The organism is Nocardioides candidus (assembly GCF_041321175.1).
In the GTDB taxonomy this organism is placed as follows: Bacteria; Actinomycetota; Actinomycetes; order Propionibacteriales; family Nocardioidaceae; genus Nocardioides.
Genome location: NZ_JBGGWC010000001.1, coordinates 1,923,471 through 1,947,378, shown reverse-complemented (window position 1 = coordinate 1,947,378; position 23,908 = coordinate 1,923,471). Strand labels below are relative to the sequence as shown.

Here is a 23,908-nt window from a genome sequence, read left to right as displayed (position 1 = left end):
AGCCCCGAGGACCATTGGTTTCCGGGACAGCAGCCTTCACCTGTCCTAGCGTCGGCCGGGTGAGTCGGACGCAACGCCGCGCCATCGCGCCGGCCGTCGGCGCGACCACCGCCGCTCTCCTCGCCCTCGCCGGCACGGCCGCGGCGAACGCTCCGGGCCCCTACACCGTGCACAGGATTGCGAGTGTGGGCGCACTCCGGACAGCCGCTGTCGGCGACGACCTGTTCTTCACCAACCCGTCGCGGCCCGAGCTGTGGAAGAGCGACGGGACCACTGCGGGCACGGTGATGGTCAAGAGCTGGTCCGCGGGTCCGGACGGAGCCGACGCCATCGCCAACCTCACCGCGCTCGACGGGATGCTGCTCTTCACCAGCGTCGACCCGGAGGGTCGCACCGAGCTGTGGCGCTCGGACGGCACGACCGCGGGCACGACGGTGGTCAGTCACGTCGACCTCGGCCCTGCCAGCGGCGAGCGGAACGAGCTGACCGCCATGGACGGCGCAGTCTTCTTCTCCGCGGCCGACGACGTCCACGGCAGCGAGCTGTGGCGGTCCGACGGCACCGATGACGGGACGGCCCTGGTGAAGGATCTCTACCCCGGCCCTGGCAGCGGGGAGCCTCGCCACCTGACGGTCGTCACCGACACCCTCTTCTTCAAGTCGCTCGACGAGGACGGCGAGGGCGAGGCACTGTGGACGTCGGACGGAACCACGGCGGGCACGGTCCTCGTCTCGCGCCTCCCCGTCGACGGCACGAATGCGGATGATCCGCGGCAGTTCGTCGCCGCCGGTGACCGCCTGTTCTTCACCGCCCAGGACGAGTTCAACGATCGAGAGCTCTGGACGTCCGACGGCACGACCGAGGGCACCGTGCTGGTCAAGGACATCGATCCGGGCGGCTACCACTACTACGGCGACAACGGCGGGCCCCAGAACCTGGTGGCGATCGGCCACGCGTTGTACTTCACCGCCAGCGACGAGGTCCACGGTCGCGAGCTCTGGAGGTCCGACGGGACGGCCGAGGGCACCGTGATGGTCGCCGACATCCGGCCGGGTGCGGACACGAGCTTTCCCTACGACCTCACGGTGAGCCACAAGGCGCTGTTCTTCGCCGCCGACGACGGTACGCACGGCCGCGAGCTCTGGCGCAGCGACGGCACCGCCGCCGGAACGACGATGGTCAGGGACATCAACCCGCGAGGGACCCGCGCGCACCGGATCGGCCCGACGGAGCTGGCCGAGGCCGACGGGACGCTGTTCTTCACCGCTGACGACGGCGTGCACGGAAGCGACATCTGGGCGTCCGACGGCACCCGTGCCGGCACCGTCCTGGTCGACGACACGGCCCCCGGCGACGAGGACGTGCGTGCCTACGGCGCGGTCGAGGCGGGGGGCACCGTGTTCTTCCGGACCGCAGGCCGGGACGCGAGGTACAGCCTCTGGACCATCGGTGGTCCGCCTCAGTGCCACGGACTGACCGCCACGATGAAGGGCGCGGGGACCATCGTCGGCACCCGGCACCGCGACGTGATCGTCGGGTCGGCGGGCGACGACGTGATCCGGGGCCGCGGCGGCGACGACGTGATCTGTGCCGGCGGCGGGGAGGACAGCGTCATCGGCGGAGCGGGTGAGGACGTTGCCCGCGGCGGCCGGGGGAAGGACCACCTCGACCTGCGCGACGGCGTCCGGCACAACGACCGAGGGGACGGCGGGCCGGGACGCGACACGGGCCGGCGTGACCGCGGCGACTCCTTCGAGAGCGTGCCGTGACTAGCCTGGCAGGGTGCCGCGCCTGTTGATCGTCCACCACTCCCCCACCCGGTCGACGCAGGCGCTGCTCGAGGCGGCGACCGCCGGAGCCCAGGACGACGCGATCCAGGGGGTGGAGGTCGTCGTACGGCCTGCGCTGGAGGCCACGGCCGACGACGTGCTGGCGGCGGACGGCTACCTGCTCGGCTCGCCGGTGAATTTCGGCTACATGAGTGGCGCACTGAAGCACTTCTTCGACACGACCTTCCTCGCCGTGGGTGGTGCGCTCGACCCCAGCGGCGCGGCCGGCGAGTCGGAGGGCGCGACGAAGGGACGGCCCTACGGGCTCTGGATGCACGGGCGCTACGACCTCACCGGCGGGGTCCGGGCGGTGCGGTCGATCGTGGGGGCACTCGGCTGGAAGCAGGGGTACGACGTGCTCGAGGTGCTCGGCGACGTGGGTGCGGAGGAGCGATCCGGGGCCTACGAGCTGGGCGCTACGATCGCGGCACTGCTGAGCGACTAGATCCGAGGGGACGACGGGGATGACGCACGCCCGCGCCACGATGACGGCTGTCGTCGTCGCGCTCCTCGCGACCCTCACCTTGAGCGGGTGCGCCTCGGAACCCCAGGGTGGCAACGTCGACCCCGACCTCGTCGACTCCACCGACGTGCCCGAGGTCGGCGCCTGCCGGGTGCTGACCCCGGCCGACGCCGAGGCCCACGCCAACGCCACGCGCACGGTCGACTGCAAGCAGCGCCACACCGCGGAGACCTTCGCAGCCGCCGAGCTCCCCGAGAAGTTCGACGACGTCGACTACGACGACGAGGAGGTCGGTGCGTTCGCCTACCAGACCTGCTCCAAGAAGTTCGCGAGCTTCATCGGGGCCGACGACAGCGTGGTGCTCCGCACGATCGTGAGCTGGGTGTGGTTCCGGCCGTCGGAGAACGCGTGGGGCGACGGCGCGCGCTGGTACCGCTGCGACGTCATCGGCGGCACCGCGGCGAGCACCGACTACCGCCCGCTGCCGCCGACCGCCAAGGGGATGCTGCTCGGTCGCCCCGACGACCACTGGCTCGAGTGCGCCTCGGGACCGACGGTCGGCCAGGGCGAGAAGGTGCCGTGCTCGCAACGCCACGACTGGCGCGCGGCCACCACGATCAAGCTGGGTGAGCCTGGCGACAAGTATCCGGGCGACGACGTCGTCGTCAGCCGCACCAGGGCGTTCTGCGCCACCTCGATCAAGGCCTGGCTCAACTACCCCGCCCAGTTCGAGTACGCCTACACCAGCTTCCACAAGGCCGAGTGGGAGGCGGGCAACCGACGATCGGTGTGCTGGGCGAAGACCCGTGACTAGACGTCGTACGACGTCGGGTGCCGTGGTGCTGACGGCGATGTTCGTCCTGGCTGGTTGCGGCGGCAGCGCCGAGGAGGAGCCCGCGCCCACCCCGACGACCACGGCGGTCGCGCCGACTCCCCCGCCGACCGCCGCGCCCCCGCCGAAAGCGCCCGCGAAGGGCGCCTGCTACGGCCTGACGTACCAGCAGGTGCTGGCGCCGACGAGCGCGGAGCCGCCGACCGCGTGCGGCCGCGCGCACACCTCGGAGACCTACGCCGTGGGCGAGCTCGACACCGTGGTGGACGGCCACCTGCTCGCGGTCGACTCCGACCGCGTCCAGCACCAGGTGTCGACCGCCTGCCCGGCCGCGTTGCTCGACTTCCTCGGAGGTGACCAGGAGGCGCTGCGGCTCAGCATGTTCCGCCCGCTCTGGTTCACCCCGAGCGTGGCCCAGTCCGACAAGGGCGCGAACTGGTACCGCTGCGACGTCGTGGTCGTCGCCGCCGACAGGCAGCTCGCGCAGCCCGACTCCACGCTCGCCGGAGCGCTCGCCAAGCCCGCGCTGCGCGACCGCTACGCCATGTGCGGCACGGACGCTCCCGACGCCGACGACTTCGAACGCGTCATCTGCGGCGCGGAGCACTCCTGGCGCGCGATCCAGGTCGTGCCGGTCGACAGCAGGACCTATCCCGGTGTCGCCGCGCTGCGCGACCGTCTCGAGTCACCCTGCGAGGACGCCGGTCTCGACGTCGCGGCCGACCCGCTGTCCTACAGGTGGGGCTACGAGTACCCCACCGAGGAGCAGTGGGACATGGGCCAGACGTGGGGCCTGTGCTGGGCCCCCGACTGAACGACGCTAGAAGCCCAGCTTCCTGAGCTGGCGCGGGTCGCGCTGCCAGTCCTTGGCGACCTTCACCTTGAGGTCGAGGTAGACCGGCGTGCCGAGCAGCGACTCGATCTGCTTGCGGGCGACGGTGCCGACCTCGCGCAGACGGGCGCCCTTCCTGCCGATGACGATGCCCTTCTGGGAGTCGCGCTCGACATAGAGGTTGGCGTAGATGTCGAGGAGCGGCCGGTCCTCGTCACGGTCCTCGCGCAGGCCCATCTCCTCGACGACCACGGCGATGGAGTGCGGGAGCTCGTCGCGTACGCCGTCGAGCGCCGCCTCGCGGATCAGGTCGGCGACCAGGATCTCCTCGGGGGCGTCGGTGAGGTCGCCGTCGGGGTAGAGCGCGGGGCCCTCGGGCATCAGGCCGACGAGCAGCCCGGCGAGCAGGTCGATCTGGTCGCCCGCCACGGACGACACGGGCACGATCTCGGCCCAGTCGGTGCCGGTCTCCCGGCCGAGCTCGGCGATGTCGAGCAGGTGCTCGGCGATCCGGTCGGGCTCGGCGAGGTCGGTCTTGGTGGCGACCGCGATCTTCGTCGTGCGGCGGACCTTGGCGAGCTCGTTGACGAGGTAGCGGTCGCCCGGGCCGATCTTCTCGTCGCTCGGGAAGCAGACGGCGACGACGTCGACCTCGGCCCAGGTCGATCGCACCAGGTCGTTGAGCCGCTCCCCGAGCAGGGTCCGCGGCTTGTGGAGGCCGGGCGTGTCGACGAGCACCAGCTGGCCGTCATCGCGGTGGACGATGCCGCGCACGACCGTGCGCGTGGTCTGGGGCTTGTCGGAGGTGATGACGATCTTCTGACCCACGATCGCGTTCGTCAGCGTGGACTTGCCCGCGTTGGGGCGACCGACGAAGCAGGCGAAGCCGCTGCGGAAGCCCTCGGCGTCGGCGAAGACCGCCGGGGCGGGGGCGGGGAGCCCCGCGAAGTCCTCGTCGATGTCGTCGTCGATGTCGGCGTCGGTCTCGTCGTCGAAGTCGTCCGCCTCGTGGTCGAACTCGCGACTCATGTCTCCACCTGTTCCCGGGCTCGGTCGTAGTCGGCCCAGATCTGCTCGTCGGTCTTGCCGGCTGCCTTCCCGGCACGCCAGATCGGGCCCGGGTCGACGGCGCGGGGCTGGCGGGCCGCGACCGCGCGCCAGTAGCCCATCACGTCGTAGGCCGTCGAGGGCAGCTTGCGCTCGCGCATGAGGTGCTTGCGGATCGCCCGCATCTGGGCGGACTCCCCCGCCATCCAGAAGTAGCCGTCGCCCTCGGGCCAGTCGATCGCGTCGACCACCTCCGCGAGGCGGCTGGTCTCGTCGGCGAGCGGGAGCCACGCGACGTCCGTGCCCTCCGGCAGGTAGCCGGCGAGGTGCTCGGGCTGGTCGGGCACCTCGGCCCAGATCCGCGTCGGCACGGACCCGCCGTGCGTCGCGGCGATCCGCGCCATCGCGGGCAGCGCGGTGATGTCGCCGACGAGCAGCAGCCACGCGGCGTCGGCGGGCATCGCGAAGGAGCCCTTCGGCTCGGTGAGCGTCACTCGATCGCCCACGCAGTCACCCTTGGCCCACTCGGTGACCAGACCGACGTCGTGCACGACCACGTCGAGCACCAGCTCGGCACCGTCCCAGGAGCGCACCGTGTAGTAGCGGCTCTGGTACTGGCCGGGCACGACCAGCCCGACCCACTCGTCGGCGATGCCGGTCGAGAGGAACCCGGTGAGACCTGCGCCGCCGAGGGTGAGCCGCACGAGGTGGGGTGAGACCTGCTCGCGCGCCAGCACGTCGGCGACGTACTGCTCTGCGCGGGTGCTCACACCCGGAAGGCTATCGAGTCAGCGCGCGGAGTTGATGATCGCCGTGACCCCGCCGCGCTCGGCGTCGGGCACGACGAAGACCGAGGTGGGCGCGAAGCCGGACCTGCGCAGCGAGTACGTCGCCTGCTCGGGCGGCGTGCCCTTGCAGGTGAAGGTCAGCCGGAACGCATCCTCGGCCCCCGCCGCCGCGCCGTCGATGTCGGCGACCTCCCTGAGCACGACCGGCGTGCCCTTGCCGCCCCGCACCAGGCTGAAGCCCTTGCGCTTCAGCGGCGTGTAGCGCGACCGGGTGTAGAGAGCAGCGTTCGCGGTGAACGTCGGGTCGGCGGCGACCTTGGGTGCGGTCGGCGCAGCGGTCGCCTGCGGGATCTCGATGCCCACGGCCGATGCCGCGAGACCGGCAGCGCCGACCCCGATCACGCTGCGGCGGGAGACGTCGGTGCTGCGGGTCATGGAGTCCTCCTGGATAGCATCGGCCCGTGGCTGAGACCGGTTGGTTCACGTACGACGACTTCGCCGATCGCACGGGTGAGCAGTTCGTCGCGCGGCCGCCCGAGGACGACAGCGCCGCGGAGACGCCCCGCGTCCCGTTGGTGCTGGCCGAGGCGACGCTGCTCGGCGAGGCGGGTGCGCCCAGCGCGGACGGGGCGGAGCGGCAGCAGTTCTCGCTGCTCTTCCGCGGCCCGGCCGACCTCCAGCTCCTGCAGGGGCTGTGGCTCCTCGAGCACGACGGCTTGGGAGAGCTCGCGCTCTTCCTGGTGCCGCTCGGCCCGGACGCCGAGGGCCCGCGCTACGAGGCCGCCTTCGCCTAGACCCCGGCCGGTCACGTCGCGCTCCACTCGAGCCGGCGGTAGACGCCGAGGTCCTCGACCGGCCGGAAGCCGAGGCGGAGGTAGAGGGCCGCGGCCGGGTTGCCCAGGGCGACATGCAGGCTGACGCCCCGACCCGAGGCCGCGGCCTCGTCCTGGACGGCACGGATGAGCTCCGTGCCGATGCCTGCTCCCCTGCGCTCGGGGAGCAGGCTGATGTCGATGATGTGCAGGTCCTCGGTCCGCTCGTCGACGTAGAGCCGGCCGATGGGGCGCCCGGCGACCTCGACCACGTCGTAGCGCGCGTCGGGGTTCGCCTGTCGGCACTGCAGGTCCTGGGCGCGGTACTGCATCGACATCAGCGCGTCGCGCTGGTCGGGCGGCAGCAGCGCCAGGTCGTCGCGGGTCGTCGCGTAGAGACCGACGAGGAACGCATGGTCCTCGTCGGTCGCGGCACGCAGCGCGATCCGGTCCGGCACGACAGCAGACGTCATGGTCACGGCCGCTGCGGGAAGATGCCCTGCAGCGCGATGCAGTAGTTGAGGGTCAGGTAGGGCTGCATGTTGTTGTGCGGCAGACTGCCGCCCGCGAGCGCGAGGGTCTGGAAGGCCATGTCGGTGTTGCCCGAGGTCTGGTAGAGCGTCCCGCCGGCCGACAGCGCGTAGACCGCGCCGGGGTTGGGCGTGCTGGTGTCGGCCAGGTCGAGGACGTCCGCGCCCATCGAGTGGGTGTGCTGGGGGATCTCGCTCTGGAGCAGCGTGATCGACTCCACGCCGCCCTGCTCGCCGAGCCAGCGCTCGGACAGGCCACTGCCCTGGCCCTGCTGCATCGGCACCACGCCCTGCAGGTCGGGGAGGGCGAAGGTCGACTTGCCGTCACCGCCGTAGGTCGTGCCGAGGAGCGAGAAGAGCGCGGTGTTCTGCGAGATGGGCAGCAGCTGCCCGTGGCAGAACGCCCAGCCTCTGGGCGCGAAGTTGAACGGGAAGACGCGGATTTCGGCCAGAAATTGGTCAGCCATGTCGCTCCTACCTCAGGTCTGGCTCGGGAAGATGCCGTACAGGGAGATGATGAAGTTGATGCACAGGTAGGGCTGCATGTTCTCGTGCGGCTGGCTGCCGCCAGCCGGCTGGACCGACCCTGCGTTGAAGAGCCCTGACTGCGCGTCGTTGATGAACGGCACCACGTTGAGCGACATCGCCGGCACGTTGTTGGTCGGCACGACCTGGTTGCCCGGCTGGGCGTCGACCGCACCGAAGGGGTGGGTGTGGTTGGGGATCTGCTGGGTCGTCAGCGTCTCCTGCTCCGTGCCCGCCATCTCGCCGATCTGGTACGTCGTCCCGTCCGGCCCGGTGCCCATGTGCATCGGGAACCGGCTGGACAGGTTGGGGAGGTTGAAGGTCTCCTCGCCGTCGCCACCGTAGGTGGTGCCGATCAGCTGGAACAGCACGTCGTTCTCGGAGATGGGCATCGGTTGTCCCTCACAGAACGCCCAGCCGACAGGCGGGAAGTTGCCGGCGAACATCCGGATCTCTCCGACATAAGGATTCGACATCTCTGACCGCCCTCAGCTCTGGCTCGGGAAGATGCCCTGGAGGGCGATGATGTAGTTGAGCACCAGGTAGGGCGCCATGTTGTTGTGCGGCTGGCTGCCGCCCACGCTGCTGATCATCGAGGGACTCAGCGTCGTGGTGGGTGAGCCGTTGCGATAGGCGTTGTTGGCCCCGCCGAGGAAGTTCCCGTTCGGGCTGGCGGTGCCGCCGGTCGCCGCGGACGAGGCCCGCACGACGTGCGTGTGGGTCGGCAGCTGCTGGATGTTGACGGTCACCGCGGTGCTGCCGGCCGCCTCCCCCAGCGTGTGACCGTTGCCGAAGTGCATCGGCAGCCGGCCGCGGAGGTTGGGCAGGTTGAAGGTGGTCTGCCCGTTGCCGCCGTAGGTCGTCCCGAGGAGCGCGAACAGCGCCTGGTTCTGGTTGATCGGCAGGGTCTGCCCGTTGCAGAACGCCCAACCCTTCGGCGGGAAGTTGAACGACACCAGCTTGATCTCAGCCAAGAAGTTGTCTCCGTAGCTCATCGGGTCTCCTCTCCTGGGTCCCTGGTGGTCACGATGTCGGGCACGCCGCGCCGCCGACGAAGCCGCCACCGGTGGGCACCGTGTTGGACACCACGCCCGTCGGCACCCCGCCGACGCTGTTGTTGGCGATGACGAAGTTCTGCACCGCGGTGTTGTCGTTGTTGAGCCCGCCGTACCCGGGCAGCTTGATGGTGGTCGCCTGGCGCTGGCGGAAGCGGAAGTCCATGTCGCCGATCGTGGCGGGCACGGCGTCCTTGCCGCCCGAGAAGATGTTGTTGTTCGTGATGCCGGCGCAGACTTGGAACGTGTCGCCGGGCACGGTGCCGACGTTGTAGTGGATCGCGTTCTTCGCGACCACGAGCGTGCCCGCCGTGTTGCCGGGCTCGGCGATCGTGTTCCCGGTGATCGTCGTGTTGATCGCGCCCGACCTCGCCGCCGCGCCACCACCGGCCTCGACCTCGATGCCGTAGTTGTTGTAGCCGCGGACCTGGTTGTTGGTGACCACCCACGTGTCGGTGCCCTGGCCGACGTTCTGCAGCTTCAGGCCCGAGCCCTCCTTGGACCCGGAGTTGCCCACGCCCGTCACGCCGATGGTGTTGTTGGTGAACGTGCCGGTCTGAGCCGAGCTGCCGTCGAGCTTGACGATCAGCACCCCGTAGCCGACCGCGTCGCGGAAGGTGTTGGTGTCGAAGTTCATCGTCGTGGTGACACCCGAGCTGATGCTCAGTCCGCCGCCACCGGTCGCGATCGCCGGGTGGCTGTTGCTGAAGGTGCTGCCCGTGACGGCGAGGCTGCCCGAGACCGACCCCTGCGCGATGTAGCTGAGCAGGTCGCCCGCGGCACTCTGGAAGGTCGTGCTGTCGACCGTCAGGCTGAGCCCGGCGGCGCCAGGCTCGGCCTCGAAGTTCGCCGCGTCGTTGCTCGGCCGCTGCACGCCTCCACAGGTGCCGGCCGACGAGCCGAGGGTGCTGTTGGTGAGGCTCACCGTCGCGCCGCCGGAGGTGTTGTCCACCCACAGGTTGTTGGTGCAGCCGCCGGCGATGTAGGTGCTGCTGATGGTGACCGTGCCGCTCAGCTGGTTGAAGAACGCCGTCGAGTCGTCCTCGACCGTGGAGTCACCGTTGTTGCCGTTGAGCACGCTGTTGCCCAGCGAGAACCCGGCGACGTTGGTGCCACGGATGCCGTAGTTGGAGGTGTCGTGCACCCAGATCCGCGAGAAGCTCGGGGCCATCGTGTTGTTGAGCACGATGCCGGTCCCGCCCGGCGTGGCGGACGCGCTGTCCGCGCCCGTCTGCCCGGTGATCTCGCCGCTGACGCAGCCCGCGGCCTCGGTGCCGTTGGTGCAGGTGCCTGCACCGCTCGCGCTGACCGTCAGGTGACCCGAGGTGCCGGTGTTGTCGAGCAGGATGCCGATGTCACCGCCGCTGGCCGAGATCTTCGCGAAGGTGGCGTTGCCGGAGGCGATCGTCGTGTTCTGGATCACCAGAGCGCGACCGCCCGAGCTCGTGATGGAGTTGTTGGCACCGGAGCTCGTGATCGTGATCGGTCCGGACGAGACCGCCGAGAAGCCGGTGCCTCCCGTCGTCGTGGCCTGGACGCTCATGGTGAGACCGACGCCCGCGTTCGCCGAGACGTTGGACAGCGACATCCCGCCGGTCGCCGAGGTGACCACCCGGGTCCCCACCTTGCCCGACACGGCCTGTGCGTTGGCCGCGTCGAACGCCTTGGCGCCGGTCGTCTGGAAGGAGTTGTTCTCGAACGGGTCGGGGGTCACGTCGTTGTCGACGAAGGTGATGCTGCCGGTCGTGCTGTTGATCCGGATGCCGGACGAGCTGCTCGACTGGCCCGTCGCGTTGGTGTTGTTGGCGCTGACGCCGCTCAGGGTCCAGGCGCCCGACACCCCGTCCAGCTCGACCATGGGCTGGGTGCCCGCGGTGCCCTGGTCGGACACGAGCACCTTGGTCAGGGTGCCGCCGTTGTCGCCCGCACCACCGGCGAAGCCGCCGCCGGTGCCGTTGGGGTCGAGCACGATGCCGGAGACCGTGTTGCCGGACGCCAGCGAGACGACGTCGGCGTTGGTCGCGGTGAGGATCGGCGGGAAGGACGGCGAGGCCGGCACGAGCGTGTCGAGACCGATCGTCAGGCCGACGTACTCCCCGATGAGGGACTGGTTGTCCTTGAGCACCAGCCCGTCGCCACCGAGGCCCGTCGAGGTGCCGTCGCCGTCGTAGACGAAGATCGTCTCGCCTGCGAGCGAGGCGGTCTCCGCCTCGGTGATGGTGTCGAACGGCGCGTTGGAGACGCCGGTGCCACCCGCGGCCGCGTTGTTCTTCACGTACCAGACGCAGTTGGCCATCGTGATCGTCACCGTGCCGGTGTCCGTGCCGCCGTCGCCGTCGTTGACCGTGTAGTTGAACGAGTCGGAGTGGTCGGTGCAGCTGGTCCCGGCCTTCGGGGTGAAGACGAAGTCGCCGTCCGCCTCGATGGTGACGCTGCCGCCGTCGGCGCTGGCCCTGGTCTCGGCCGTGACGGTGAGCGGCCCGGCGCTGTCGACGTCGGTGTCGCCGTCGAGGATGTCGCCGGTGATCGTCTTGTGCGGGGTGGACACGGTCGGTGCGCCGTCCGCCGGGTCGTCGACGACGAAGTCGGTGTTGCCGATGGCGGTCGCGAAGGACTCGTCGTCGGCCACCGGGTTGTCGTTGACGCAGGTGACCGTGACCTCGACCGTGGCGGTCGCGCCGCCGGGCGTCAGGGTGTAGTCGAAGGTGTCCGGCGTGTTCCCCGGCGGGTCGTTGCAGTAGTTCGGGTCGGGCGTGTAGGTCAGGTCGGCGCCACCGTTGGTGATCGCGACCGCGCCGTTGGCCGGGTCGGTCGCCGACGTGATCGAGAACGCGTCGCCCTCGGCGTCGGAGTCGTTGGCCAGCACGTCGATCGTCGTGGCAGCCGCGTCCTCGAGCACCGTCTGGGTGTCGTTGCTCGCGATCGGGTCGTCCTGCACGCAGGTGACGGTCACCTTGACGGTGCCGGTGTCGCCACCGTTGGTGAGGGTGTAGTCGAAGTCGTCGGTCGTGAGGCCGTCGTTGCAGTAGTCCGCGTCCGGCTGGTAGGTCAGGTCGGCGCCACCGTTGGTCTTCACGACCGTGCCGTGGGCGGGGTCGGTCACCGTGCCGATGAGCAGGCCGGCGCCGTCGGGGTCGCTGTCGTTGCCGAGCACGTCGATGGTCGTGGCCGGGTCGTCCTCGAGCACGGTCTGGCTGTCGTCCACCGCAACCGGGTTGTCGACCCGGCAGGCGACCTTGACCGACACCGTCGCGGTGTCACCACCGGGCGACAGCGTGTAGGTGAAGGTGTCGAGCGCGGTGGCCGGAGGCGTGTTGCAGTAGTCGGCGTCCGGCTTGTAGAAGACGCGCTGCTTGCTGGCTGCGATGGTGACGGTGCCGTGGGCCGCCGGGGTCACCGCGGTGATGTTGATCGGGCCGCCGTCGGCGTCGGTGTCGTTGGCCAGCACCATCACCGGACGCGCCGGGGCGTCCTCGATCACGGTCTTGGTGTCGTCGACGGCGACCGGGTCGTCGCGGTCGATGACCTTCGGGGTCTCGCAGTCGAGACCGATCGAGTCGAAGAAGTCGGCGAACGCGGTGTCGGTGCCGTCCCCGCAGGTCACGGTGTCGGCGAAGGCGGCGCCGTCCTGGTCGTGGATCGTGTCGTTGCCGGTGCCGCCGAAGTGGTCGTCGTTGCCGTCGCCGCCGCGGAGCACGTCGTCGTCCTCGTCGCCGTAGAGGTCGTCGTCGCCCGTCGCGCCGTTGACCTTGTCGGCACCTGCGTTGCCGTGGAGGACATCCGCGTCGGAACCGCCGTCGATCTTGTCGTCGCCGTCGCCGCCGTTCGCGGTGTCGGCGCCCGCCTGGCCCCAGAGCGTGTCGGCCCCGAGGTCGCCGTTGAGGGTGTCGGCTCCCGGTCCGCCGACGACGGTGTCGGCGTCGTCGCCGCCGGAGACGCTGTCGTCGCCGCCGTCACCGTAGAGGCTGTCCGCTCCGATGCCGCCGGTGATGATGTCCTCGCCGGTGCCGCCGCGGACGTCGTCCGCGCCGTCGCCGCCCTCCAGGACGTCGACGCCGGCCCCGCCGATGATGAGGTCGTCGCCGCCCATCCCGTCGATGGTGTCGTTGCCGGCGTAGCCGCAGATGACGTCGTCACCGGGCGTGCCGTCCAAGGTGTCGGGGCCGGTCGTGCCCTCGATCGTGCAGGCACTGCCGAGCGGTGGCGGCGTCGCCGATGCCGCACCCGGCACCGCCGGCACGAAGAGGGCGGCGGTCGCGGCCGCCAGGAGGAGTGTTCCGATCCGCGATGCGCGTGCAGAGCTCATCCAACGCTCCCGAAATTCTTCGGACCGCCACCCGCCGGGCAGGCGGTGGCGGTGATCCATTCCCCCGGACGTTCGGACTCTCCCACCACCGGCGTCCGGCGTCAGGGGAATGGATCAGTTCGCGTCAGGAATTTGCCGAGCGCTCACCAGGTCGGGCGGAGAGGGAACCCGTTGCTGCCGTCGTCGCCCACCTTGGCGGCCAGGATGTGGTGCAGCTGGATCTCGTTCTCCTCGAAGGCGAGGCGCGACCCGGCCATGTAGAGGCCCCACACGCGAGCGGTGTTCTCACCGACCTCGGCGACGCACTCGTCCCAGTTGGCCGCGAGGTTGGCGCACCAGCCGGCGAGGGTCTTGGCGTAGTGGATCCGGATGTTCTCGACGTCGTGGACCTCCATGCCGGCGTCGTGCACCGCACTCACGAGCAGCCCTGGTGCGGCCAGCTCGCCGTCGGGGAAGACGTAGCGGTCGATGAACTCCCCCGGCTTGGTGGGCTGGTGACCGTTGGCCCGGGTGATGCAGTGGTTGAGCAGGCGTCCCTCGGGCTTGAGCTTGTCCTCGATGAACCCGAAGTAGGCCGGGTAGTTGCGCACGCCGATGTGCTCGGTCAGGCCGATCGAGCTCACCGCGTCGAAGTCGCCCTCCTCCACGAGCCGGTAGTCGAGGAAGCGCACCTCGGCGAGGTCGTCGAGCCCCTGACGCTTGATCTCCTCCTGCGCCCACTCCGCCTGCTGCTGGGAGAGCGTGACGCCGAGCGCCTTGACGCCGTACTCCTTGGCGGCGTGGCGCACCATGCCACCCCACCCGCACCCGAGGTCGAGCAGCCGCTGGCCGGACTTGAGGTCGAGCTTGCGGGCGACCAGGTCGAACTTCGTCTCCTGAGCCTCCTCGAGGGTGGCGTCCTCCCGCGGGAAGACCGCGCAGGTGTAGGCCATCGACGGGCCGAGGACGAGCTCGTAGAACCGGTTCGACACGTCGTAGTGGTGGTGGATCGCCTCGGCGTCGCGGGTCAGGCTGTGGCGGAAGCCCTCGAAGAGTCGGCGCACGCGCGACGGCGCCTCCTCGGCGGGCGGCGTCGGCGGCACCAGGTGGCTGATGCCGAGCGAGCGGATGATCGTGACCAGCTCGAGGGGGCTCGGGCGGCGGAACTTGATGCCCTTCTTGAGCACGACGAGCGCTTCGTAGGGGTCGCCCGGGTGCGTGCCGAACACCTGCACGTCGCCGGAGACGTAGCCCCGGCCGAGGCCGAGGTCGGGGTCGATCGAGCTCATCATGTAGCCGAGGCCGCGCTCGGTGGCGATGTGGACGCGGTAGGGAGCGTCCTCGGGACCGGCCGCACTGCCGTCGTAGGCCGTGACGCGGAGCGGGAGGGGCTCGCGCATCAGGCTGTCGAACGCCTCGGCGATCGTGAGCTTCCTGGTCAGCAGGCTCTGGGTCATCAGCGGCTCCTCACAGCCTTGTCGTAGAGAGTGGTCAATCGGTCGTCGGGGTCGTAGCGGCGCTTCACCGCGGCGAGGGCCGGTCCGTTGTAGAGCCGGTCGAAGGTGTCGGGGTCGTAGAACGCGTCGGAGTAGAGGCTCTTGTGACCGCCCAGCTCGTGCACCTTGGCCTCGATCGCGCGGTTCCTCGGTGCGTGCACGGCGTCGGGGCCGACGTGGACGGTGCCCCAGAAGCCGACGTTGACGTAGGTGGCGCCGGCCTCGAGCGGGTAGGCGGTCCAGTCCCGTCCGGCCACCAAGGGACACAACCACACCGGGCGCATGCCGATCTCGGCGTCGAACCAGTCGAGGAACTCGGGGAGCCGGTCGACCGGCACCTCGATGTCCTGGACGACCCGCTCGCGCAAAGGTCGGCCGGCCCGGCGGTCGAGCCGGTCGGCGATCGCGAAGCGCCGGTCGAGCTTGAGGAGCCGCATGTAGACGTCGGAGCGGCGCAGCCGCGCGGGCCACAGCCGCCGCACGACGGGGTGCTGCGCGCCGAACGCGCCCGAGCACCAGAACCAGTCGGTGTCCCAGCGCCACAGGTAGTCGTAGGTGGTGAGCAGGTCGGTCTGCCGCTCCTGCAGCGAGCGGTAGAAGACCTGCTGGCCGGTGTAGTCGCTCGGCCGCTCTCCGGCCGGCCCCTGCGGGTCGTCGGTCCAGCGGGCCAGCGTCAGGTAGTACTCGCCGGGCGCGAAGGCCACTCCGTCGAGACCGTGGACCGGCTCGCCGTCGTGCTCCTGGGAGCGGGTGATCTCCTCGACCGTCTTGGCCATCAGGCCGGCGTCGTCGAAGCGCAGGTGGCGCAGCGCGACGTACGACGGCACCGGCTCCAGCTCGATGCGCAGCCGGGTCGCGTAGCCCAGGCTCCCGTAGGAGTTGGGGAAGGCGTCGAAGAGGTCGTCACCCGGACGGGTGGTCACGACCTCGCCGGCGCCGGTGAACACGTCCATCTCGAGCACCGACTCGTGCGGCAGCCCGTTGCGGAAGCTCGTCGACTCGATGCCGAGGCCCGTCACCGCGCCGCCCAGGGTGATCGTGCGCAGCTGCGGCACGACCTTCGGCATCAGGCCGTGGGGAAGGGTCGCGTCGACCAGGTCCTCGTAGGTGCACATCCCCTGCACCTCGGCGATCGGCGGCCCCTCGTCGGGACGTGCCACCACCTCGATGACCCCGGCGAGGCCGCTGACGTCGAGACCGGGCGCGGTGCTGGCCGTCCGAGCACGGAACAGGTTGGTGGTCTGCTTGGCCAGCCGCACGGGCTGACCCTTCGGGATGGCTTCGTACGACGACGCGAGGCGCTCCACCGCCCGCGCGTGCTGCTCCCAGGCACGGTCTGGCATGGCCTCGAACTTACCCCTGTCCGTTGCCGAAGCGGAGACCGGATCCGGTATTTTTCGCGGTACACCCTGTCCCCCGGCGGGCTCGGTTCACAGCCACCCGTTGCGCTCGGCGGCGAGGACCGCCTCGGTGCGATTGCCCGCGCCGGTCTTGCCGATCGCCGAGGAGAGGTGGTTGCGGATGGTGCCCTCCGAGAGCACGAGGGTGCGCGCGATGGCCGCCACCGACGAGCCGTCGCGCGCCGCCCGCAGCACGTCGGTCTCGCGCGCGGTCAGCGGCGACTCCCCCGCGATCAAGGAGTCGGTGGCCAGGGCGGGGTCGACGACGCGCAGGCCGCGGTGCACCCGGCGCACGGCGTCGGCCAGCTGCGCTGCCGGGGTGTCCTTGACCACGAAGCCCGACGCGCCGGCCTGCAGGGCGCGGCGCAGGTAGCCGGGGCGACCGAAGGTCGTCACGATCAGCACGTGGGTGCCGGGCGAGGCCGACCGGATGCCCGCGGTGGCGGTGATGCCGTCGGTGTGCGGCATCTCCACGTCGAGCAGCGCGACGTCGGGGCGTAGGTCCGCGGCACGCGCGATCGCCTCCTCACCAGTGCCGACCTCGGCGACCACCTCGAGGTCCGGCTCGAGCGACAGCAGCGCCGACATCGCACCGCGCACGAGCGCCTGGTCGTCGGCGAGCAGCAGCCGGATGTGGTCGCTCATGCCCGCACCACGGCCAGCGCCCAGCCGGGGTCGAGCCGCCGCGTCTCCACCGTCGCCCCCGCGGCGTGGGCCCGCTCGCGCAGGCCGCGCAACCCGCTGCCGGGGCCGGAGGGCGCCGTCGGGCCGGGTCCGTCGTCGCACACCTCCACCCGATCGGCGGCCAGCACCACCTCGCAGTGACGGGCGCCGGAGTGCCGGATCACGTTGGTGACGCCCTCGCGCACGGTCCACGCGAACAGCTCGCGCAGGTCGGTCGGCACCTCGTCGGCCGAGCCCGGCAGGGTCGCCTCGATCTCGGCCGCCGCCAGCGCCGTGCGCGCCCGCGCGAGCTCGCCCGGGAGGGTCAGCTCGCGATAGCCCTCGACCGCCCGTCGTACGTCGGCCAGGGCGTCGCGGCTCAACCGCTCCAGGTCGGCCACCTCTGTCCGGGCGCGCTCGGGGTCGACGTCGAAGAGCTTGCCCGCCAGCTCCGCCTTCATCGCGATCACCGTGAGCGAGTGGCCGAGGATGTCGTGCAGGTCGCGGGCGAACCGCCCGCGTTCGTTCTCGACGGCGAGCTCGGCATTGGTCGCGTGGGCGTCGATCAGCTGCCGGTTGCGCTCGATGACCCGCAGCACGCCGGTCATCGCGAAGGCCGCCAGCGCGACGGCCAGGGTCAGCGACGGCTGGCGGGTCCATCCGTGGACGACGTGCGGCAGGACCTCGTTGGCACCGGCGATCGCCAGCACCAGGACCACCGCCCAGCGCCACTCGAAGTGGATCACCGAGGCGACGGCGAGGAACACGAAGGTCGCCGTGCCGTCCTGGCCGACCGCCACGCAGAGCAGAGCCGCGAGGCCCGTCAGGAGCCCGACGGCGACGACGGCGCGCTGCACCGGCACCTGCTGCCCCGCCCGTCGCGTCGCACGGTTGATCAGGAAGGTGACGAGGTAGGCGACGGCGAACGCCACGACCAGCACGAGGCCGAGGAACCCGCGCGGGGCCGGCGCCAGCCGGACCGCCTCCGCCGCGGGCGCCTCCAGGAAAAGCAGCCAGACGCCCGCGTAGAGCGCACCGATCCACGCCCGGCCCTCCGTGTCGAGGGTCTCCACCGGTGCCGCCATGGACCGAACGGTAGTCACCATCGACCTCACACCCGGGCGGTGTCCTTGCTCATCCGCCAGGCCGCGCCGAGGACGAAGAGCGCGAACCAGCCGACGGCGTTGACCACGGCGTACCACGGCAGCTCGTGGGTCAGCGGTGCACGGACCACCTCGGCGACGCCGTACATCGGGGTCCAGTAGGCGACCAGGCGGACCGGCTCGGCGTACTGGTCGAGCGGGATGAACAGCCCGCCCAGGAAGGACATCAGGGCCAGCCCGGGCCCGAGGATCTGCATCGCGTTCTCCCCCGGCACGACGTAGCCGATGAAGACCCCCAGAGCGGCGAAGGTCAGCGTGCAGACCAGGGCCAGCGCCCCGCCGGCGATCCAGATGTGGACCGGCATGTCCGCCTTGCCCTGGAGCACCCCGATCAGGTTGACCGCCAGGATCGCCAGCGCGCCCATCACCAGCGCGACGAAGGTCTTCATCAGGATGTAGGCCACCGGGTGGAGCGGGGTGAGCCGCAGCTGGCGCGACCACCCCAGGGCCCGCTCCAACGCGACCATCGAGCCGGTCGCGGCTGCGGTCAGCGCGGCGCCGTACAGGGCCATCGACAGGAGGATGTAGGCCGCGACGTTGCCGTCGCCGACCCGCTCCTGCCAACCGGCCTGACCGCCGAACGACAACATCAGGGCCGCGGGCAGGACGAGCGTGAAGACGATCGTGCGCCGGTTGCGGAGCATGCGGAGCAGCTCGATGCGTAGCACGGTGAGGTTCATGCCGCCGAGCGGCGGCACCCGCCGCACCGTGGGGTCGATCAGGGCGGTCATCGCGAGGCCTCCTCGGCGTCGTCGGTGTCGGTGTCGCCGGGGCTGCCGGTCAGGCTGAGGAACGCCTCCTCCAAGCCCTGGGCGGTGATCTCCAGGTCGCGGGCGGAGGTCTCGGTCAGCAGGTAGCGGGCCACCGCGTCGCTGTCCTTCGCGTGCACGAGGAGCGTGTCGCCGCGGGTCTCGACCCGGTCGACCCCGCCCAGGCGCTCGATCGCACCGGTCACGGCCTCGTCGAGACCGTCGACCTGGGCGCGGACCGTGCGGCCCGACGCCAGCGCGCGGATCTCCGCCCCGGTGCCGTCGGCGACGATGCGGCCCCGGCTGATGAGCACGATCCGGTCGGCGTACTGGTCGGCCTCCTCGAGGTAGTGCGTCGCGAAGAGGACCGTGCGGCCGGACGCGGCGTCGGCACGGATCGCCGACCAGAACGAGCGACGGCCCTCGACGTCCATGCCGGTGGTGGGCTCGTCGAGCAGCAGCAGAGCGGGGTCGGAGAGCAGCGCCATGGCGAAGCGCAGCCGCTGCTGCTCACCGCCGGAGCACTTGGCGACCCTGCGGTCCGCGATGCCGGTGATGCCGGCCCGGCCGAGGACCTCGTCGACCGGGTGGCTGTCGGCGAAGAGCGAGGCGGTGTAGGCGACGGTCTCGCGGACCGTCAGGTCCTTGAGCAGGCCGCCGGTCTGCATCACCGCCGACACCAGGCCGCGGGCGATCGCCTGGCGCGGCTCGAGGCCGAGGACCTCGACCGACCCCGTGGTCGGGCGGCTGAGCCCGAGCACCATGTCGATGGTGGTGGTCTTGCCGGCGCCGTTAGGACCGAGGAAGGCGACGATCTCGCCGTGCTGGAGCTCCAGGTCGATCCCGCGGACGGCCTGCACCGCGCCGAAGTCCTTGGTCACCCCCGAGAAGCGGACCGCTGGCGCGGCCGTGGCTGTGGTCATGGCGCCAGCCTGCCGTCTGCGGGCGTTCGGGGCCTCACACGTGCGTCACGAGACCCCGCTGACAAATGTCATGACAGGGCGTTCCGGGCGAAGTGGAGCGGATCGCTTCAGCAGAGCTCAAGGAATCCACTCCACTCCCGCCGCGCCGGCGGCCTCGGACCGCACGTCCGGTGGGCAGGACGGACAGCAGACGAACGCGGACTCCCCGCCGCGGAGCCGGAGCAGGCGCATCACCTTGAGCGCGGTCCGGCACGGGCGGTCGAAGACCTGCCCGAAGCCCAGTCGCGCACTGTGCTCCCGGTCGCGGGCCGCATCGAGGTCGCGTTCGAGGTCGCGGTCGCGGGATCGCGCGTCGTCGTGGCCCAGCCGGCCATCGAGCTCGACGACCTGGGTCCACCCCGGCCCGCGGTAGACGACGTCGCGGAACATCCTGCGTCCAGCGGACGAGGCCTCGAGCTGGCGAGCCGCCCGCGGGAGCCCGTGCGGCCGCTCGACGTCGGTGAGGAAGCGGTGCTCCAGGACGGAGCACGTGCCCGTCGCGACGTCCTCGAGGATCGCGCTCAGCCACGCCCTGCGGTGCAGCCGCGGCACTTCTGCCATGCGCGCGCGGAGCCGCTCGGCCGTCGTACGGCGTCCGCCGCAGGCGTCCGCCAGGATCGCGATCGCGTCCAGCTCACGGGATGCGCGGTCGGCAAGGTCGATGATCGTGTCGTCGTAGCGCATCCGCGGAGGACCGAGGTTCCACTGCACCTGGTCGGCGAACCGACGACTCTGCCGGATCCGCACGCCTACGGGCGCGACCCGGTGACGACCGTGCGCGACCATCACCTCGATCGGCTGCTCCGGCCGGTCGAGCCCACCCCGCCTGCCCGGTCCCTCGTGGGCCCTGATCGCCGACGGGCCGTCGAGAGCCGCCGGCCAGCAGGCGAGCACGGCCGCCCACGCTCGCTGCCGCCACGTGAGGGGACCGGTGTGGCCGACGTACACCCCGGGATGCACCGCGACCCACTCGCGGCGGCGCACCCGACGGGTGACCGCGACCTCGGTCATGCCGGCCGCCAGCGCCTGCCGGCGCGCGATCACACCGTCCTGCTGCTCGAGGATCCGCCCGATCTCGTCCATGCGGCGCGACCTGCCCGGGCGCCTGTCGGCTCACACCCGGGCGTCAGCTGCCTGTGGACAGGAGCGTGATCGGAGCGGATCGCTTCAACCGGGTTCCTGCGATCCGCTCCACTCCCGGTCAGATCGAGAGCGACTCCGCGATCGTGCCGCGCGCGTCCCCCACGTGCAGGAGTACGCCGGCAGCCCCGCCGAAGTCCGCGAGGACCGCCCGGTCGGGCGCCGTCACGGGGTCGGGCGAGCCCGTCGGGTCGCCGAGGAGGACGCACGCGTCGACGCCGGTCGAGCCCGACGCCACCGCCATCGCGACGCACGCCTGGACGGCGGACAGCTGGAGGGAGGGCAGGTCCACGGTCGCCGCGGCGTAGGTGCGGCCGTCGGTGTCGCGCACGGCCGCGCCCTCGGCGGCGCCGATCCGGGCGCGCGTGGCGCGCGCCAGCGTGACGAGCTTCTTGTCCTCGGTCGAGAGATCGGCCATGCCCCGATTATCCCAGCGCGGTCTCAGCCGACCTCGGCCGACTCCTCCGTGGACTGTCGCCGGATCAGGACGGTGCCGATCTTGTTGCGACGGCCCGCGGCCTCCTCGGCCTCGAACCGCAGGCCGTGGCACTCCACCACCGAGCCCGGGATCGGCACCTTGCCGAGGTGCTTGGCCATCAGGCCGCCGATGGAGTCGACGTCCTCCTCCTCGACGTCGAAGCCGAAGATCTCGTCGAGGTCGTCGATCGGGTAGCGCGAGGACACCCGGACCGCACCGTCGGCGAGCTGCTCGACCTCGATCTCCTCGGCGTCGTACTCGTCGGTGATCTCGCCGACGATCTCCTCCAGCAGGTCCTCGATCGTGATCAGGCCGGCAGTGCCGCCGTACTCGTCGACGACGACGGCCACGTGGTGGCGTCGCGCCTGCATCTCGCGCATCAGCTCGTCGACGGGCTTGGAGTCGGGGACCCAGACCGCGGGCCGCATGATCTCCTCGACCCGCTGGGTCAGCTCGACGTCGGGCGCCTCGAAGTCGCGGCGGACGACGTCCTTGAGGTAGGCGAAGCCGCGCACGTCGTCGAGGTTCTCCCCGATGACCGGCACCCGCGAGAAGCCGGACCGCAGGAAGAGCGACATGGTCTGGCGCAGGTTCTTGTAGGCCTCGATGTAGACGACGTCGCCCCGCGGGACCATCACCTCGCGCACGGTGGTGTCGCCCAGCTCGAACACCGAGTGGATCATCTTGCGCTCGTCGGACTCGATGACCGCCGACGCCTCGGCGATGTCGACGAGCTCGCGCAGCTCGGTCTCGGTGGAGAACGGGCCTTCGCGGAAGCCGCGGCCGGGGGTGATGGCGTTGCCGATGAGGATCAGCAGCTTCGGGAAGGGCCCGAGGATCCGGGTCAGCCCCCACAGCGGCCAGGCCGACCAGAGGGCGACGGCGTCGGCGTGCTGCTTGCCGAGGGTGCGCGGCGCCACGCCGACCACGACGAACGACACCACGAGCATCGCGCCCGTGGCGGTGCCGACGCGGCCCCAGAACGACTCGTCGACGACCTCGGTGATCAGCACGGTGACGATGACGGTGGCCGCGATCTCGCAGAGCATCCGCAGGAAGAGGGCGGTGTTGAGGATCGGCGGGGCGTCGTCGAGCACGACGACCAGCCGCCGCGCGCCCGCCCGCTGCTCGGCCTCCAGCTCACCCGCGCGGGCACGGGAGAAGCCACCGAGCGCTGCGTCGGCGGCCGCGAACAGCCCGGCCAGCACGACCAGGACCGCAGCCGTGACGAGCAACCACAGGTCGCCGGTGGACATCAGGTCAGGCCGATGCGCCGGCGCGCCACTCGGCGAGCAGCCGGTCCTGCAGGCCGAACATCTCCCGGTGCTCTTCCGGCTCCGCGTGGTCGTAGCCGAGGAGGTGGAGGATGCCGTGGGTGGTGAGCAGCTCGAGCTCGGCGAGAGTGCCGTGGCCGGCCGTCTCCCCCTGCCGCTCGGCGACGCTCGGGCAGAGCACCAGGTCGCCGAGCACGCCCTCCTCGGGCTCCTCGGTGACCAGACCGGGCCGCAGCTCGTCCATCGGGAAGGCGAGCACGTCGGTCGGGCCCTCCTTCTCCATCCACTGCGCGTTGAGCTGGGCGATGGTGTCCTCGTCGACGGCCTTGATGCACAGCTCGGCGTCGGGGTGCACCCGCATCTGGTCCATGACGAAACGGCTCAGCCGGGCCAGGTGCTTCACGTCGATGCCGCTGCCGGACTCGTCCAGCACCTCGATAGTCACGGGAAGATCATCCATCGCGGCGCTGGGGCCGCGCGACCGGGGCGCCCTGACGGCCCTCCTCGCGCGCGGCGTCGTACTCGTCGTAGGCCGCGACGATCCGGCCGACGAGCTTGTGGCGCACGACGTCGTGGGCCGTCAGCCGCTGGAAGGTCAGGTCGTCGACACCGTCGAGGATGCCCTCCACGATCCGCAGGCCCGACTGGGTGCCCGACGGCAGGTCGACCTGGGTGACGTCGCCGGTGACCACGATCTTGGAGCCGAACCCCAGGCGGGTGAGGAACATCTTCATCTGCTCGGGCGTGGTGTTCTGCGCCTCGTCGAGCACGATGAAGGAGTCGTTGAGCGAGCGGCCGCGCAGGTAGGCCAGCGGCGCCACCTCGATGGTGCCGGCGGCCAGCAGCTTGGGGATCGACTCGGGATCGATCATGTCGTGCAGCGCGTCGTAGAGAGGGCGCAGGTAGGGGTCGATCTTCTCGCTCAGCGTGCCGGGCAGGAAGCCGAGCTTCTCCCCCGCCTCCACCGCGGGCCGGCTGAGGATGATCCGGTTGACCTGCTTGGACTGCAGCGCCTGGACCGCCTTGGCCATGGCCAGGTAGGTCTTGCCGGTGCCTGCCGGGCCGATGCCGAAGGTGATCGTGTGCTTGTCGATCGCGTCGACGTAGCGCTTCTGGTTGAGCGTCTTCGGCCGGATGGAGCGGCCCCGGTTGCTGAGGATGTTCATCGACAGCACGTCGGCCGGGCGCTCACCCGGGTTGTCGGACTCGGTGCGCAGCATCCGGGTCACCCGCTCGACGGTCTCGGGCGTGACGCCCTGACCGGTGCGGATGATCGCCACCAGCTCGTCGAGCAGGCGCTCGGCCAGTGCGACCTCGCCGGGCTCGCCGTGCAGGGTGATGCGGTTGCCGCGGACGTGGATCTCGGCACGGAAGTCGCGCTCGATCATGGCGAGGTGCTCGTCGCCGGGGCCGAGCAGGCTGACCATGTCGATGCTGTTGGGCACCACGACGGTGTGCCGGGTGTTGTGCGTCGGTGTGGTGGTCATCCAAGCCCTGAGCGGGCGGCCTCTCTGGTGCGGTGGCGGGGCGTCAACATGCTACGCCGGGACAACGCGCGGGCCGACCTCGTTTAATCCGCCTGGCA

The 23,908-nt window shown here is 70.9% G+C and carries 24 protein-coding genes; 5 read left to right on the top strand and 19 right to left on the bottom strand.

Annotation, left to right across the window (positions count from 1 at the left end; translation table 11 throughout):
• Positions 1–59: 59 nt before the first annotated feature.
• From ACAX67_RS09655 to ACAX67_RS09640, 4 genes are read left to right on the top strand one after another with little or no spacing between them, the layout of a single operon-like run.
• The gene (locus tag ACAX67_RS09655; protein ID WP_370703591.1) at positions 60–1,769 is read left to right on the top strand and encodes an ELWxxDGT repeat protein; all 1,710 of its coding nucleotides are present in this window, start codon (positions 60–62) and stop codon (positions 1,767–1,769) included.
• Between the two features lie 13 nt (positions 1,770–1,782).
• On the top strand, positions 1,783–2,274 hold the full coding sequence (locus tag ACAX67_RS09650) for a flavodoxin family protein (protein ID WP_370703590.1): 492 nt from the start codon (positions 1,783–1,785) through the stop codon (positions 2,272–2,274).
• A gap of 19 nt (positions 2,275–2,293) precedes the next feature.
• Positions 2,294–3,106, top strand: a complete 813-nt coding sequence (locus ACAX67_RS09645; protein WP_370703589.1) for a septum formation family protein — start codon at positions 2,294–2,296, stop codon at positions 3,104–3,106.
• Complete coding sequence (locus ACAX67_RS09640) at positions 3,099–3,938, top strand: septum formation family protein (RefSeq protein WP_370703588.1); 840 nt, start codon at positions 3,099–3,101, stop codon at positions 3,936–3,938. Before ACAX67_RS09645 ends, ACAX67_RS09640 begins: the two co-directional genes overlap by 8 nt.
• Before the next feature lie 6 nt (positions 3,939–3,944).
• Here the strand turns inward: ACAX67_RS09640 and era are convergent, their stop codons facing one another.
• Genes era through ACAX67_RS09625 form a run of 3 tightly spaced genes read right to left on the bottom strand, consistent with a single transcriptional unit; the run spans position 3,945 to position 6,226 of the window.
• A complete protein-coding gene (era, locus tag ACAX67_RS09635) occupies positions 3,945–4,985 on the bottom strand; it encodes a GTPase Era (RefSeq protein WP_370703587.1) in 1,041 nt (346 codons plus the stop codon).
• Positions 4,982–5,773 (bottom strand): siderophore-interacting protein, encoded by a 792-nt coding sequence (locus tag ACAX67_RS09630; RefSeq protein ID WP_370703586.1) that lies wholly within the window; start codon positions 5,771–5,773, stop codon positions 4,982–4,984. Before ACAX67_RS09630 ends, era begins: the two co-directional genes overlap by 4 nt.
• Positions 5,774–5,791: 18 nt before the next feature.
• Positions 5,792–6,226: a DUF6916 family protein gene (locus ACAX67_RS09625; RefSeq protein WP_370703585.1), complete on the bottom strand. Its 435-nt coding sequence runs from the start codon at positions 6,224–6,226 to the stop codon at positions 5,792–5,794.
• A 26-nt stretch (positions 6,227–6,252) separates the two neighbouring features.
• On the opposite strand from ACAX67_RS09625, the gene ACAX67_RS09620 reads away from it, so the two are divergent.
• Positions 6,253–6,585: a DUF6916 family protein gene (locus ACAX67_RS09620; protein ID WP_370703584.1), complete on the top strand. Its 333-nt coding sequence runs from the start codon at positions 6,253–6,255 to the stop codon at positions 6,583–6,585.
• 11 nt (positions 6,586–6,596) lie between these two features.
• On the opposite strand, the gene ACAX67_RS09615 is transcribed toward ACAX67_RS09620, so the two are convergent.
• The 16 genes from ACAX67_RS09615 to ACAX67_RS09540 all read right to left on the bottom strand — a co-directional run bounded on the left by ACAX67_RS09615 (position 6,597) and on the right by ACAX67_RS09540 (position 23,810).
• Positions 6,597–7,076 (bottom strand): GNAT family N-acetyltransferase, encoded by a 480-nt coding sequence (locus tag ACAX67_RS09615; protein ID WP_370703583.1) that lies wholly within the window; start codon positions 7,074–7,076, stop codon positions 6,597–6,599.
• 2 nt (positions 7,077–7,078) lie between these two features.
• Positions 7,079–7,600 carry a phage tail protein gene (locus tag ACAX67_RS09610; protein ID WP_370703582.1) on the bottom strand — a complete coding sequence of 174 codons (522 nt, stop codon included), beginning with the start codon at positions 7,598–7,600 and terminating at the stop codon, positions 7,079–7,081.
• Between the two features lie 12 nt (positions 7,601–7,612).
• The gene (locus ACAX67_RS09605) at positions 7,613–8,104 is read right to left on the bottom strand and encodes a phage tail protein (RefSeq protein ID WP_370703658.1); all 492 of its coding nucleotides are present in this window, start codon (positions 8,102–8,104) and stop codon (positions 7,613–7,615) included.
• 42 nt (positions 8,105–8,146) lie between these two features.
• Positions 8,147–8,653, bottom strand: coding sequence for a phage tail protein (locus ACAX67_RS09600; protein ID WP_370703581.1), 507 nt, complete (start codon positions 8,651–8,653; stop codon positions 8,147–8,149).
• Between the two features lie 28 nt (positions 8,654–8,681).
• A complete protein-coding gene (locus ACAX67_RS09595) occupies positions 8,682–13,019 on the bottom strand; it encodes an Ig-like domain-containing protein (RefSeq protein ID WP_370703580.1) in 4,338 nt (1,445 codons plus the stop codon).
• 143 nt (positions 13,020–13,162) lie between these two features.
• Positions 13,163–14,455 (bottom strand): class I SAM-dependent methyltransferase, encoded by a 1,293-nt coding sequence (locus tag ACAX67_RS09590; RefSeq protein ID WP_370703579.1) that lies wholly within the window; start codon positions 14,453–14,455, stop codon positions 13,163–13,165.
• Entirely contained in the window at positions 14,455–15,837 is a 1,383-nt protein-coding gene (locus ACAX67_RS09585; RefSeq protein WP_370703578.1) for an FAD-binding oxidoreductase, read from the bottom strand. Before ACAX67_RS09585 ends, ACAX67_RS09590 begins: the two co-directional genes overlap by 1 nt.
• Before the next feature lie 87 nt (positions 15,838–15,924).
• Complete coding sequence (locus ACAX67_RS09580) at positions 15,925–16,539, bottom strand: response regulator (RefSeq protein WP_370703577.1); 615 nt, start codon at positions 16,537–16,539, stop codon at positions 15,925–15,927.
• Complete coding sequence (locus ACAX67_RS09575) at positions 16,536–17,642, bottom strand: sensor histidine kinase (protein WP_370703576.1); 1,107 nt, start codon at positions 17,640–17,642, stop codon at positions 16,536–16,538. The genes ACAX67_RS09580 and ACAX67_RS09575 overlap by 4 nt, the downstream gene beginning before the upstream one ends.
• A gap of 26 nt (positions 17,643–17,668) precedes the next feature.
• Entirely contained in the window at positions 17,669–18,451 is a 783-nt protein-coding gene (locus ACAX67_RS09570) for an ABC transporter permease (RefSeq protein WP_370703575.1), read from the bottom strand.
• A complete protein-coding gene (locus ACAX67_RS09565; protein WP_370703574.1) occupies positions 18,448–19,392 on the bottom strand; it encodes an ABC transporter ATP-binding protein in 945 nt (314 codons plus the stop codon). The genes ACAX67_RS09570 and ACAX67_RS09565 overlap by 4 nt, the downstream gene beginning before the upstream one ends.
• A 117-nt stretch (positions 19,393–19,509) precedes the next feature.
• A complete protein-coding gene (locus tag ACAX67_RS09560; RefSeq protein WP_370703573.1) occupies positions 19,510–20,514 on the bottom strand; it encodes a hypothetical protein in 1,005 nt (334 codons plus the stop codon).
• A 118-nt stretch (positions 20,515–20,632) separates the two neighbouring features.
• On the bottom strand, positions 20,633–20,989 hold the full coding sequence (locus tag ACAX67_RS09555) for a cytidine deaminase-like protein (protein ID WP_370703572.1): 357 nt from the start codon (positions 20,987–20,989) through the stop codon (positions 20,633–20,635).
• A 23-nt stretch (positions 20,990–21,012) separates the two neighbouring features.
• Complete coding sequence (locus ACAX67_RS09550; protein WP_370703571.1) at positions 21,013–22,305, bottom strand: hemolysin family protein; 1,293 nt, start codon at positions 22,303–22,305, stop codon at positions 21,013–21,015.
• A gap of 4 nt (positions 22,306–22,309) precedes the next feature.
• Positions 22,310–22,768: an rRNA maturation RNase YbeY gene (gene ybeY / locus ACAX67_RS09545; RefSeq protein ID WP_370703570.1), complete on the bottom strand. Its 459-nt coding sequence runs from the start codon at positions 22,766–22,768 to the stop codon at positions 22,310–22,312.
• Between the two features lie 7 nt (positions 22,769–22,775).
• On the bottom strand, positions 22,776–23,810 hold the full coding sequence (locus tag ACAX67_RS09540) for a PhoH family protein (RefSeq protein WP_370703569.1): 1,035 nt from the start codon (positions 23,808–23,810) through the stop codon (positions 22,776–22,778).
• Between the last annotated feature and the right edge of the window lie 98 nt (positions 23,811–23,908).

What these genes read in the sequence shown, in the direction of transcription:
- ACAX67_RS09645 (WP_370703589.1), top strand. Translation starts at nt 2,294, where the DNA reads ATGACGCACGCCCGCGCCACGATGACGGCTGTCGTCGTCGCGCTCCTC.
- era (WP_370703587.1), bottom strand. Translation starts at nt 4,985, where the DNA reads ATGAGTCGCGAGTTCGACCACGAGGCGGACGACTTCGACGACGAGACC.
- ACAX67_RS09625 (WP_370703585.1), bottom strand. Translation starts at nt 6,226, where the DNA reads ATGACCCGCAGCACCGACGTCTCCCGCCGCAGCGTGATCGGGGTCGGC.
- ACAX67_RS09615 (WP_370703583.1), bottom strand. Translation starts at nt 7,076, where the DNA reads ATGACGTCTGCTGTCGTGCCGGACCGGATCGCGCTGCGTGCCGCGACC.
- ACAX67_RS09610 (WP_370703582.1), bottom strand. Translation starts at nt 7,600, where the DNA reads ATGGCTGACCAATTTCTGGCCGAAATCCGCGTCTTCCCGTTCAACTTC.
- ACAX67_RS09605 (WP_370703658.1), bottom strand. Translation starts at nt 8,104, where the DNA reads ATGTTCGCCGGCAACTTCCCGCCTGTCGGCTGGGCGTTCTGTGAGGGA.
- ACAX67_RS09600 (WP_370703581.1), bottom strand. Translation starts at nt 8,653, where the DNA reads ATGAGCTACGGAGACAACTTCTTGGCTGAGATCAAGCTGGTGTCGTTC.
- ACAX67_RS09595 (WP_370703580.1), bottom strand. Translation starts at nt 13,019, where the DNA reads ATGAGCTCTGCACGCGCATCGCGGATCGGAACACTCCTCCTGGCGGCC.
- ACAX67_RS09590 (WP_370703579.1), bottom strand. Translation starts at nt 14,455, where the DNA reads ATGACCCAGAGCCTGCTGACCAGGAAGCTCACGATCGCCGAGGCGTTC.
- ACAX67_RS09585 (WP_370703578.1), bottom strand. Translation starts at nt 15,837, where the DNA reads ATGCCAGACCGTGCCTGGGAGCAGCACGCGCGGGCGGTGGAGCGCCTC.
- ACAX67_RS09580 (WP_370703577.1), bottom strand. Translation starts at nt 16,539, where the DNA reads ATGAGCGACCACATCCGGCTGCTGCTCGCCGACGACCAGGCGCTCGTG.
- ACAX67_RS09575 (WP_370703576.1), bottom strand. Translation starts at nt 17,642, where the DNA reads ATGGCGGCACCGGTGGAGACCCTCGACACGGAGGGCCGGGCGTGGATC.
- ACAX67_RS09570 (WP_370703575.1), bottom strand. Translation starts at nt 18,451, where the DNA reads ATGACCGCCCTGATCGACCCCACGGTGCGGCGGGTGCCGCCGCTCGGC.
- ACAX67_RS09565 (WP_370703574.1), bottom strand. Translation starts at nt 19,392, where the DNA reads ATGACCACAGCCACGGCCGCGCCAGCGGTCCGCTTCTCGGGGGTGACC.
- ACAX67_RS09560 (WP_370703573.1), bottom strand. Translation starts at nt 20,514, where the DNA reads ATGGACGAGATCGGGCGGATCCTCGAGCAGCAGGACGGTGTGATCGCG.
- ACAX67_RS09555 (WP_370703572.1), bottom strand. Translation starts at nt 20,989, where the DNA reads ATGGCCGATCTCTCGACCGAGGACAAGAAGCTCGTCACGCTGGCGCGC.
- ACAX67_RS09550 (WP_370703571.1), bottom strand. Translation starts at nt 22,305, where the DNA reads ATGTCCACCGGCGACCTGTGGTTGCTCGTCACGGCTGCGGTCCTGGTC.
- ACAX67_RS09540 (WP_370703569.1), bottom strand. Translation starts at nt 23,810, where the DNA reads ATGACCACCACACCGACGCACAACACCCGGCACACCGTCGTGGTGCCC.